Source organism: Streptomyces amakusaensis (assembly GCF_039532665.1).
Classification (GTDB): Bacteria; Actinomycetota; Actinomycetes; order Streptomycetales; family Streptomycetaceae; genus Streptomyces; species Streptomyces amakusaensis.
The window spans coordinates 1-13,057 of the sequence record NZ_BAAASB010000047.1; the positions used below are offsets into that span (position 1 = coordinate 1).

Genomic DNA, 13,057 nt, shown 5'->3' on the forward strand with positions numbered 1-13,057 from the left:
TGTTCGACGCCGCGTCCGCCACCGACCAGGCGCTGTTCGTACCCGTGAAGCTCGACCTCGCCGCACTGCGTGCCGGCGGGCTGGTTCCGCCGCTGCTGAGCGGACTCGTCCGGGCCCCCGCCCGCCGTACGGCCCGGGGCGATGCGGCCGGGGCACCGGCGGAGGGCATCGCCGGGCTGTCGGCCGCCGAGCAGGCCGCGTACGTCCTGGATCTCGTCCGTACTCAGGTCGCCGTCGTTCTGGGCTACGCCGGACCGGAGGCGGTCGAGACGGACCGCTCCTTCCGTGAGCTGGGCTTCGACTCGCTGAGCGCCGTGGAGCTGCGCAACCGGCTGGGCGCGGCGACCGGGCTGCGGCTCCCCGCGACCCTGGTCTTCGACTATCCGACCTCGGCGATCCTCGCCGACCAGCTGCGCACCGAGCTGGTTGGCGAGGTGCCCGCCGCGATCGCCGCACCTGTCGCCGCCACCGTCCGCGACGACGAGCCGATCGCGATCGTGGGCCTCGGCTGCCGCTACCCCGGCGGGGTGGAGACCCCCGAAGACCTCTGGCGGCTCGTTCTGGAGGGCCGGGACGCCATCTCGGGCTTCCCCGACGACCGTGGCTGGGACATCGAGTCGCTCTTCGACGCCGACCCCGACCAGCAGGGCACGAGCTACGCCCGCGAGGGCGGATTCGTCCGTGACGCCGCCGACTTCGACCCGGGATTCTTCGGGATCTCGCCGCGTGAAGCCGTCGCGATGGACCCTCAGCAGCGTCTTCTCCTCGAAACCTCCTGGGAGGCCTTCGAGCGCGCGGGCATCGACCCCGTGTCCCTGCGCGGCAGCCGGACCGGCGTCTTCGCCGGTGTCATGTACCACGACTACGCCTCCCGGCTCACCGCGCTCCCCGAGGGCGTGGAGGGCTTCCTCGGCACCGGCAACGCGGCCAGCGTCATCTCCGGCCGGCTGTCGTACTCCTTCGGTCTCGAAGGCCCTGCGGTCACCGTCGACACCGCGTGCTCGTCGTCGCTGGTCGCCCTGCACCTCGCGGTGCAGGCGCTGCGCAACGGCGAATGCTCACTGGCCCTCGCGGGCGGTGTCACCGTCATGGCCACACCCGCTCCTTTCGTGGAGTTCAGCCGTCAGCGCGGCCTCGCCGCCGACGGCCGCTGCAAGGCGTTCTCGGCCGCCGCCGACGGCACCGGCTGGGCCGAAGGCGCGGGCGTCCTGCTGGTGGAGCGGCTCTCCGACGCGCGGCGCAATGGCCATCCGGTGCTGGCGGTCGTACGCGGCTCCGCCGTCAATCAGGACGGTGCTTCGAATGGTCTGACGGCTCCGAACGGTCCGTCTCAGCAGCGGGTGATCCGTCAGGCGCTGGCCAACGCGGGTCTGTCTGCCGCCGAGGTGGATGTGGTGGAGGCGCACGGCACGGGTACCTCACTGGGCGACCCGATCGAGGCGCAGGCCCTCCTCGCGACGTACGGGCAGGAGCACACCGAGGACTCCCCGCTGTGGCTGGGCTCCATCAAGTCCAACTTCGGTCACACGCAGGCGGCTGCCGGTGTCGCGGGCATCATCAAGATGGTCGAGGCGATGCGTCACGGTGTGCTGCCGAAGACGCTGCATGTCGACGAGCCGACTTCGCATGTTGACTGGTCGGCGGGAGCGGTCTCGCTGCTTGAGTCGGTGATCCCCTGGCCGGAGACCGGCCGCCCGCGCCGCGCCGCCATCTCGTCGTTCGGGTTCAGCGGCACCAACGCGCACGCCATCATCGAGCAGGCCCCCGAGCCTGCGGAGCCCGCAACGCGCCAGGAGCCCCAGCGGGCTCCGGGCAGCCTCCCGTGGCTGATCTCCGGAAAGACCCCGGAGGCCCTGCGCGAGCAGGCCGCCCGACTCAAGGCGCACACGCTCGCGCACCCCGAGCTGAGCCCCTCCGACATCGGCTACGCCCTGGCCACGAGCCGCACGGCACTCGACCACCGGGCCGCGCTCGTCGCCGACGACCGAGAGGGTTTGCTCGCGGGGTTGGCTGTGCTGGCTGGTGGTGGTTCCGCCGCTGGTGTGGTTGAGGGTTCTCCGGTGGGTGGGAAGTTGGCGTTCCTGTTTACGGGGCAGGGGAGTCAGCGGCTGGGGATGGGGCGTGAGTTGTACGGCGCGTATCCGGTGTTCGCGGACGCGTTGGATGAGATCTGCGCGCGTTTTGATGTGCCGTTGAAGGAAGCGCTGTTCGGTGATGAGAGCGGTGCTCTCGATGAGACGGCGGTGACGCAGCCCGCCCTGTTCGCTGTTGAGGTTGCCCTCTCCCGCCTCCTTGAGTCGTGGGGGGTGAAGCCGGACTTCCTGTCCGGTCATTCGATCGGTGAGATCGCTGCTGCGCATGTGGCGGGGGTGTTCTCGCTGGCCGATGCGTGCACGCTGGTGGCGGCACGTGGTCGCCTGATGCAGGCGCTGCCCACCGGCGGTGTGATGATCGCCGTGCAGGCCTCGGAGGAGGAGATTCTCCCGCTCCTCACGGACCGCGTCAGCATTGCCGCCATCAACGGCCCGACGTCCGTCGTCATCGCCGGTGACGAGGACGCCGCCGCGAAGATCACTGAGCAGTTCGGTGACCGGAAGACCAAGCGCCTGACGGTGAGCCATGCGTTCCACTCGCCGCACATGGACGGCATGCTCGCCGACTTCCGCGAGATCGCCGAGGGACTCTCGTACGGCGACCCGACGATCCCGGTTGTCTCCAACCTCACCGGCACCCTCGTCGGCGACGACATGTCGACCGCCGACTTCTGGGTACGCCACGTCCGCGAGGCCGTCCGTTTCCTCGACGGCATACGCGCCCTCGAAGCCGCCGGAGTCACCACCTACCTCGAACTCGGCCCCGACGGGATCCTCTCCGCCCTCGCCCAGGACTGCGCCGAGCGTACGGACGCGGCGGCCTTCATCCCCGTACTCCGCAAGGACCGCCCCGAGACCGAGACCCTCACCACCGCGCTCGCCCAGGCCCACACCCGGGGCATCGCCGTCGACTGGAAGGCGTACTTCTCCGGCACCGGCGCGCAGCGCGTCGACCTGCCCACGTACGCCTTCCAGCGCAAGCGCTACTGGCTGGAGGCCCCGGCCCATGTCCCGGGCGGAGATGTGTCGTCCGCCGGGATCGGGGCGGCCGGGCATCCGCTGCTGGGGGCGGCGGTCGAGCTGCCGGACTCGGACGGGTTCCTGTTCACCGGCCGGCTCTCGCTCCGGACGCACCCCTGGCTGGCCGACCACACGGTGGGGGGCACGGTTCTGCTGCCGGGCGCCGCGCTCGTGGAGCTGGCTGTGCGTGCGGGGGACCACGCGGGTTGCGATCTGCTGGAAGACCTCACGCTGGAAGCGCCGCTGCTTCTGCCCGAGACCGGCGGAGTGCAGCTGCGGATCGTCGTGGCGGAGGCCGACGAGGCGGGACGGCGGGAGTTCGATGTCTACTCGCGCCCCGAGGACGCCGCGTTCGAAGAGCCCTGGACCCGGCACGCGGGCGGGACGCTCGCCGTCGCCGAGAACGGGACCGATGCCGAGGCGCCGGCCGAGTGGCCGCCCGCCGGGGCCGTCCCCTGCGAGGTCGAGCAGCTCTATCCGTCGTTCGACGCGATAGGGCTCGGATACGGACCGGCGTTCCGCAATCTGCGGCACGCCTGGCGGCGCGGCGACGAGGTCTTCGCCGAGGTCGCGCTTGCCGAGGACCGCGTACAGGAAGGCGTCCTGTACGGGCTCCACCCGGCGCTGCTGGACGCCGCTCTGCACGCGGTCGGCCTCGGGGACTTCTTCCCCGGCGACGGCGACGGCGACGGCGACGGCGGCGGCGGCGCGCGGCTGCCGTTCTCGTGGGACGGGGTCCGGCTGCACGCCGTCGGAGCGTCGGCGCTGCGGGTACGCATGGCCCCGGCCGGTACCGACGCCGTCGGGCTGAGCATCGCGGACGAGACGGGCGAACTGGTCCTGACGGTCGACTCGCTCGTGCTGCGCCCCTTCTCCGCCGGTGTCGCCGGTTCCGCCGGCGGTGGCACGGGCATCACCCGGGAGGCGCTCTTCCAGGTCGACTGGCCGGTGCGGACGCTGTCCGGGACACGGCCGCCCGCCGACGGCACCTGGGCGCTGCTCGGCGGGGATCCGCTGAAGCTGGGAGCCGCGCTGGAGCGGACGGGGGTGCTGGCGGCGGACGCCGCGTTCGGCGCGGACACCGACGAAACCGGCGGTCACTACCCGGACCTGGCGGCGCTCGGCGAAGCGGCCGAACGGGCCGAGGCGCTCGGCGATCCGATGCCGGAGACCGTCCTCGTCCCGCTCGCTCCCCGGCTCGCGCCGTCCGGCGGCCTGCCCGCCGCCGTGCGCGCGGTGGCGGCGGAGGCGCTGGCGCTGATCCAGTCCTGGCTGGCGGACGAGCGTTTCGCCGCCTCCCGGCTGGTGTTCGTCACCCGTGGGGCCGTAGCGACGGACGCGGGAGAGGACATCGAGGATCTGACGCACGCGGCGGTGTGGGGCCTGGTGCGCTCCGCGCAGGCCGAGCACCCCGGCAGGCTGGTTCTGGTCGACCTCGACGGCGAGGACGCCTCCTGCCGGGCCCTGCCCGCGGCGCTCGACGGCGACGAGACCCAGATCGCGGTACGGGACGGAGCCGTACGCACCGCGCGTCTGGCGCGGGCCGCCTTCGGCGCGGTCGGCGAACTCCCGGCCCGGCGCGGTCTCGACCCGGCGGGCACCGTCCTCATCACCGGGGCCGGCGGCACCCTGGGCGGGCTGCTCGCCCGGCATCTGGTGGAGGAGCACGGCGTACGGAATCTGCTGCTCACCAGCCGCAGAGGGGCGGCCGCGGAAGGCGCGGCGCGTCTCACCGAGGAGCTGACCGGGGCGGGCGCGCGGGTCGTCTGGGCCGCGTGCGACGCCGCCGACCGGGCCGCGCTGGCCGGGCTGCTGGGGTCCGTGCCGGACGACCGTCCGCTGACGGCCGTCGTGCACGCGGCGGGAGTGCTGGACGACGGCACGGTCGAGTCGCTGACCGCCGAGCGGATGGACCGGGTGCTGCGGCCCAAGGTCGACGCGGCGCTCCATCTGCACGAGCTGACCCGGGATCTCGACCTCGCGGCGTTCGTCCTGTTCTCCTCGGCCGCCGGAGTCTTCGGCAACGCGGGACAGGCCAACTACGCGGCGGGCAACACCTTCCTCGACGCACTCGCCCAGCACCGCAGGGCGCGGGGTCTGACCGCGGTCTCGCTGGCCTGGGGCCTGTGGGACGACGAGGCGGGCATGGCGGGCACGCTCGCCGACCACGACCGTGAGCGGCTGAGCCGGGGCAGCATGAGCCCGCTCTCCGCCGCCGAGGGCCTCGCGCTCTTCGACGCGGCGCTCCCGAACCCCACGTCAGACAGCGGCCCGTCCGACGGCGGCGCGCCGGCCGCGAGCGTGCTGGTGCCCGCGCGGCTCGACCTCGCCGTGCTGCGCGATCAGGTGGGCGACGCGGTGCCGCCGCTGCTGCGCGGACTGCTCCGTACCCCGGTACGGCGCAGAGCGGGCGGCGCTTCGGCCGAAGCGCCGGAGTCGCTCGCGCAGCGGCTCGTACGCCTGCCGGCCGCCGAGCGGGACCGGGTCCTGCTGGAGCTGGTCTGCTCCCAGGTCGCCCAGGTGCTGGGGCACGGTTCGACCGCCGCCATCCAGCCGGGCAGCGCCTTCAAGGAGCTGGGCTTCGACTCGCTGACGGCGGTCGAGCTGCGCAACCGGCTCGGCGCGGCCACCGGGCTGCGGCTTCCGGCCACGCTGATCTTCGACTATCCGACGCCCGAGGCGCTGAGCGGACATCTGCGTTCCGGGCTGCCGCTCGGGGACGACGGACCGTCCGTCTTCGGTGAACTCGACCGGCTGGAGGCCGCCCTGAGCGGCGCGGACGCGGACAGTGTGACGCGCTCGCGGATCACGATGCGCCTCCAGGCGCTCATGGCCAAATGGCACGAGGCGCAGGAGCCGACCGGTTCCGCCGCCGCCGACCAGGACGCCGACGACGGCGATCTCGCGTCGGTGACGGACGACGAACTCTTCGATCTCCTCGACGACGAACTCGACTCCTGACAGGGCCCGAGAGGGCCGGCCCGACGAGTTCCGGGCGCTCCCCGAGCCGGGGTGCCCCGCCACAGCACGACCACCACTACCACTACCAGGCTGGTTCGGCCCGCCGCGAGAAGGCGGCCGGACCAGCCCCCCCTTACATGAGCCACGGGATCCCGCGCACCGCGAGAGCCGAGGCCGCTCAGCCGACCGACCAGTACAACCGCCTCTCTGGCATGGAGCCCACGCAATGGTGAACGAGGACAAGCTTCGCGACTACCTCAAGCGGGCGACCGCCGATCTGCGCCAGGCCCGCAGGCGGTTGCGCGAGGTCGAGGAGAAGAACCAGGAGCCCATCGCCATCGTCGCGATGAGCTGCCGCTACCCCGGTGGCGTACGCACCCCCGAGGATCTGTGGCGACTGGTCGAGAACGGCGACGACGCCGTCTCCGGCTTCCCCGTGGACCGTGGCTGGGACGTCGAGTCGCTGTACGACGCCGACCCCGACAGCCCCGGCTCCAGCTATGTCAGCGAGGGCGGATTCCTCTACGACGCCGCCCGCTTCGACCCCGCGCCCTTCGGGATCTCGCCGCGCGAGGCCCTCGCCATGGACCCTCAGCAGCGTCTTCTCCTTGAAACCTCGTGGGAGGCGTTCGAGCGGGCGGGCATCGACCCCTCCTCGGTGCGCGGCAGCCGTACAGCCGTCTTCGCCGGTGTGATGTACCACGACTACACCGCTCGTCTCGACTCCGTGCCCGAGGGCGTCGAGGGCTTCCTCGGCACCGGCAGCTCCGGCAGCATCGCCTCCGGCCGGGTGGCGTACACCTTCGGTCTCGAAGGCCCGGCGGTCACCGTCGACACGGCCTGCTCGTCCTCCCTCGTCACCCTGCACCTCGCCGTGCAGGCGCTGCGCGCGGGCGAGTGCTCCCTCGCGCTCGCGGGCGGTGTCACCGTGATGGCCACCCCCGCGACCTTCACCGAGTTCAGCCGTCAGCGCGGCCTCGCCTCCGACGGCCGCTGCAAGCCCTTCGCGGCCGCCGCCGACGGTACGGGCTGGGGCGAGGGCGTCGGCATGCTCCTCGTCGAGCGGCTCTCCGACGCGCGCCGCAACGGCCACCCCGTCCTCGCGATCGTGCGCGGTTCGGCGATCAACCAGGACGGCGCGTCCAATGGGCTCACCGCCCCCAACGGCCCGTCCCAGCAGCGCGTCATCCACCAGGCGCTCACCAACGCCCGGCTCTCCGCCGCCGATGTCGACGTCGTGGAGGCGCACGGCACGGGGACCACTCTCGGCGACCCCATCGAGGCGCAGGCGGTCCTGGCGACGTACGGCCAGGACCGGCCGGCCGACCGTCCGCTGCTGCTCGGTTCCATCAAGTCGAACATCGGCCACACCCAGGCCGCCGCCGGTGTCGCGGGCATCATCAAGATGGTCGAGGCGATGCGCCACGGCGTCGTGCCGAAGACCCTCCACCTGGACGAGCCGACCCCGCACGTCGACTGGGACGCCGGAGCCGTCTCCCTGATCGGCGAGACGATCCCCTGGCCGCAGAGCGACGCACCCCGTCGTGCGGGTGTGTCGTCGTTCGGTTTCAGTGGGACGAACGCGCATGTGATTGTGGAGCAGGCTCCGGTGGAGGAGTCGGCTGAGGTCGTGGAGCCGGGTCCGGGTGTGGTTCCGGTGGTTGTTCCGTGGGTGTTGTCGGGGCGTAGTGCGGTGGCGTTGCGTGGGCAGGCGGAGCGGTTGTCGGGGTGGTTGTCGGCTGTTCCCGATGCTGGTGTGGTGGATGTGGGGTGGTCGTTGGCTTCGTCGCGTGCGGGTCTGGATCATCGTGCGGTGGTGCTGGCGGATCATGTGGCGGGTGTGGGGGCGGTGGCGTCGGGTTCGCTCGCTGCTGGTGTGGTGAGTGGTTCGGTGGTGTCGGGTAAGACGGTGTTCGTGTTCCCGGGGCAGGGTTCGCAGTGGGTGGGGATGGCTGCGGGCCTGTTGGACGCTTCGCCGGTGTTCGCGGCGCGGGTGGATGAGTGTGCGAAGGCGCTGGAGCCCTTCACCGACTGGTCGCTGAGCGATGTCCTGCGGGGTGTCGACGGCGCTCCGTCGTTGGAGCGTGTGGATGTGGTGCAGCCGGCGCTGTTCGCGGTGATGGTGTCGCTGGCTGAGGTCTGGCGCGCCGCCGGGGTGCGCCCCGGCGCGGTGGTCGGTCACTCTCAGGGTGAGATCGCCGCAGCCTGCGTCGCCGGGATTCTGTCGTTGGAGGATGCGGCTCGGGTGGTCGCGTTGCGGAGCCGGGCGATCGGTGGGGTGCTGGCGGGTCTGGGCGGCATGGTGTCGGTCCCGCTGCCCGCCGCGCGTGTAAGGGAGTTGATCGCCCCCTGGGGCGAGGACCGTATCTCCGTCGCTGCTGTCAACGGGCCTTCCTCGGTCGTCGTCTCCGGTGAGGTGACAGCTCTGGAGGAGCTTCTCGCCGCCTGTGAGAGGGAGGGGATCCGTGCGAAGCGGATCGCGGTCGACTACGCCTCCCACTCCGCTCAGGTGGAACTGCTCCGCGAAGAGCTGGCGGGCCTGCTCGCTCCGGTCTCTCCGCGTGAGGCCGAGGTTCCCTTCCTGTCGACGGTGACCGGCGGCTGGGTCGAGGGTCCTGAGCTGGACGGCGGGTACTGGTTCCGGAATCTGCGTCGTACGGTCGAGCTGGAGGACGCGACCCGGACGCTGCTGGATCAGGGTTTCGGTGTGTTCATCGAGTCCAGCCCTCACCCGGTGCTGTCGGTGGGTGTTCAGGAGACGGTGGAGGACGCGGGCCGTGAGGCCGCTGTTCTCGGTTCGCTGCGTCGTGGTGAGGGTGGTCTCGATCGTTTCTGGCACTCCTTGGGCGAGGCGTATGTCCGTGGTGTGAATGTGGACTGGGACGCGGTGTTCGCGGGTACGGGTGCCCGCCGGGTCGACCTGCCCACCTACGCCTTCCAGCAGGAGCACTACTGGCTGGAGAGCGGTGCCACGGCGGACCCCGCCGTCAGCGCCCACCCGGCCGACGCCGTCGAAGCCCGCTTCTGGGAGGCCGTCGAACGCCAAGACGCCGCCACACTCATCGCCGAGCTGGACATCGACGGCGACGAGACCCTCACCGCGCTGCTGCCCGCACTCTCCGCATGGCGCGACAAGAGCCGTGAGCAGTTCACCGTGGACGGCTGGCGCTACCGCGTCACCTGGAAGCCGCTGGCCGAGCCCGCCACCGCCCGCCTTTCGGGCACCTGGCTCGCGGTCGTGCCCGAGGGGCTCTCCGGGCCCGCCGCCGACTGGGCGGACGGGGTGCTGCGTACGCTCACCGAACACGGCGCGGAGATACGTACCGTCACCGCCGAGACCGCCGACACCCGGGACGGGCTCGCCGACGGGATCCGGACGGCGCTCGCCGACGAGCCCGCCGTGTCGGGAGTGCTGTCCCTGCTGACCCCCGCCGACGCCGAGGCGTCTCTCAGCGCCGCAGCGCCCGCCGGGGTGATCGCCACGCTCTCCCTCGTCCAGGCGCTCGGCGACGCCGAGGTGGCCGCGCCGCTGTGGTGCGTCACCCGGGGTGCGATCGCCGTGGCCCGGTCCGAGCGGTCGGCGGACCCGGCGCAGGCCCTGGTCTGGGGTCTCGGCCGGGTGGCCGCCCTGGAGCACGGCGAGCGCTGGGGCGGTCTGATCGACCTCCCCGCCGACCTCGACGACCGTACGCGCGACCGGCTCGCGGGCGTGCTGGCCGGTGACGGCGGTGAGGACCAGGTCGCGGTCCGCGCGACGGGTCTCTTCGGCCGCCGGCTGGTCCGTGCCCGCCTCGGGGACACGGCGGCGGTACGGGAGTGGCGTCCGCAGGGGACCACGCTGGTCACCGGTGGTACGGGGGCGCTGGGCGCGCAGATCGCCCGCTGGCTCGCGCGCAATGGCGCGGAGCACCTGGTCCTCACCAGCCGCCGGGGCCCGGACGCGCCCGGCGCGGCCGAACTCCAGCGGGAGCTGACCGAGCTGGGCGCACGGGTCACCGTCGCCGCGTGCGATGTCAGCGACCGTGACGCGGTGGCGGCGCTCATCGCCTCCGTACCCGCCGAACAGCCCCTCACCGCCGTCGTGCACACGGCGGCCGTGCTCGACGACGGAGTGATCGAGGCGCTCACCCCCGAGCAGATCGAGCGGGTGCTGAAGGTCAAGGTCGACTCGACCCTGCATCTGCATGAACTCACCCGGGACCTGGACCTCTCCGCGTTCGTCCTCTTCTCGTCCTTCGCCGCCACCTTCGGCGCGCCCGGCCAGGGCAACTACGCGCCCGGCAATGCCTTCCTCGACGCCTTCGCCGAGCACCGGCGCTCCGCCGGGCTCCCCGCGACCTCCATCGCCTGGGGCCCCTGGGGCGACGGCGGCATGGCCGAGGGCGCGGTGGGCGACCGGATGCGCCGCCACGGTGTCATCGAGATGGCGCCCGAGCGCGCGGTCTCCGCGCTCCAGCACGCGCTGGACCGGGACGAGACCACGCTGACCGTCGCCGACATGGAGTGGAAGCGGTTCGTCCTCGCCTTCACCTCGGGCCGGGACCGGCCGCTGCTGAACGACCTGCCCGAGGCGCGGGAGATCATGGAGAGCCTCCGCGCGGACGCGGTCGCCGCCGACACGGGCGGCGCGTCGGCCTCGGACCTCGCCCAGCGGCTCGCCGGACAGCCCGAGGCGGAACAGGAACGGCTTCTCCTCGAACTGATCCGCACCGCCGTCGCCTCCGTCCTCGGCTACGCGGGACCCGACGCCGTCGAGCCCGGCCGGGCCTTCAAGGAGCTGGGTTTCGACTCGCTCACCTCCGTCGAACTGCGCAACCGGCTCAACGCGGCCTGCGGCCTCAAGCTGCCGCCGACCCTCGTCTTCGACCACCCCACGCCCACCGTCCTCGCCCGGCAGCTGCGCACCGAGTTCTTCGGACAGGGCGCGGCATCCGCCGTCCAGTCGCCCACGGCCGCCGTGAACGACGCCGAGCCCATCGCCATCGTCGCCATGAGCTGCCGCTTCCCCGGCGGGGTCCGCAGCCCCGAGGAGCTGTGGCAGCTGCTCAGCTCCGGCGGCGACGCGCTGTCGCCCTTCCCCCTGGACCGGGGCTGGGACGTCGAGGCGCTGTACGACCCCGACCCGAACGCCCAGGGCACCTCGTACACCCGCGAAGGCGGCTTCCTCACCGACGCCGCCGCCTTTGACTCGGGCTTCTTCGGGATCTCGCCGCGTGAGGCGCTGGCGATGGACCCTCAGCAGCGTCTTCTCCTCGAAACCTCCTGGGAGGCCTTCGAGCGGACCGGGATCGACCCGGAGACCCTGCGCGGCAGCCAGGTCGGTGTGTTCATCGGAACCAACGGCTCCGACTACGCCAACCTGGTACGCGCCGCCACCGACGAGCTGGAGGGCCATCTCGCCACCGGCAGCGCGGGCAGTGTGGTCTCCGGCCGGCTCTCCTACACCTTCGGTCTGGAGGGCCCGGCGGTCACCGTCGACACGGCCTGCTCGTCCTCGCTGGTCGCCCTGCATCTCGCGGTGCAGGCGCTGCGCAACGGCGAGTGCTCCCTCGCGCTGGCCGGCGGTGTCACCGTCATGTCGACGCCCGGCACCTTCATCGAGTTCAGCCGTCAGCGCGGGCTGTCCACCGACGGCCGCTGCAAGGCCTTCTCGGCCGACGCCGACGGCTTCAGCCCGGCCGAGGGCGTCGGCATGCTGCTCGTGGAGCGGCTCTCCGACGCGCGGCGCAACGGTCATCCGGTCCTCGCGGTGGTGCGTGGTTCGGCGGTCAACCAGGACGGCGCGTCCAACGGTCTGACGGCTCCGAACGGGCCGTCCCAGCAGCGCGTGATCCGTCAGGCGCTCGCCAACGCCCGGCTGTCGTCCGCCGATGTCGACGTCGTGGAGGCGCACGGCACGGGGACCACTCTCGGCGACCCGATCGAGGCGCAGGCGCTTCTGGCGACGTACGGCCAGGGGCGGCCGGAGGGCCGTCCGCTGCTGCTGGGCTCGGTGAAGTCGAACATCGGGCATGCCCAGGCCGCCGCCGGGGTCGCCGGGGTGATGAAGATGGTGCTGGCGATGCGGAACGGGGTGCTGCCGAAGAGCCTGCACATCGATGAGCCGACCCCGCACGTCGACTGGAGCATGGGCGAGGTCGAGCTGCTGACCGAGCGGACCCCGTGGCCGGAGAGCGACCGCCCCTGGCGCGCGGGTGTCTCGTCGTTCGGCTTCAGCGGCACCAACGCGCATGCCATCATCGAACAGGCCCCCGTCGGGACGGGGTTCGGCGACCTCGAAACCCCTCAGCAGCCCGCACAACCCCTACTGGCCGCGACCGCCCCGGCCGGGCCCGCCGCCGACCGGCCCGCGCCTCTGCCCTGGCCGCTCAGCGCCAAGAGCGAGAAGGCCCTGCGAGGCCAGGCCCAGCGGCTGCTGAATCAGCTGCAAACCCACCCTGACCTGCGGATTGCCGATGTCGGCCACTCCTTGGCCACCACTCGTACCGCGCTCGGCCGGCGTGCCGTACTGATCGGCGGAGACCGGGACGACTTCACCGGAGCCCTGACCGCTCTCGCCGCCGAACAGGGCTCACCCCTACTGGTTCAGGGAGAGGTCGTCGGGGGTAAGACCGTGTTCCTCTTCCCCGGACAAGGGTCGCAATGGGTAGGCATGGCCCAGGGCCTGTTGGACGCTTCACCGGTGTTCGCTGCCCGGGTGGATGAGTGTGCGAAGGCGCTGGAGCCCTTCACCGACTGGTCGCTGAACGATGTCCTGCGGGGTGTCGACGGCGCTCCGTCGTTGGAGCGTGTGGATGTGGTGCAGCCGGCGCTGTTCGCGGTGATGGTGTCGCTGGCTGAGGTCTGGCGTGCGGCGGGGGTGCGCCCGGGTGCGGTGGTCGGTCACTCTCAGGGTGAGATCGCGGCTGCGTGTGTGGCGGGGATTCTGTCGTTGGAGGATGCGGCTCGGGTGGTCGCGTTGCGGAGTCGGGCGATCGGTGGGG

2 protein-coding genes are annotated in these 13,057 nt (G+C 72.3%); both read left to right on the forward strand.

Annotated elements, in window-relative coordinates:
- A partial coding sequence (locus ABD371_RS35370) for a type I polyketide synthase (protein ID WP_344486751.1) occupies window positions 1–6,074 on the forward strand: 6,074 nt, incomplete at its 5' end.
- A gap of 229 nt (window positions 6,075–6,303) precedes the next feature.
- A partial coding sequence (locus tag ABD371_RS35375; RefSeq protein WP_425575842.1) for a type I polyketide synthase occupies window positions 6,304–13,057 on the forward strand: 6,754 nt, incomplete at its 3' end.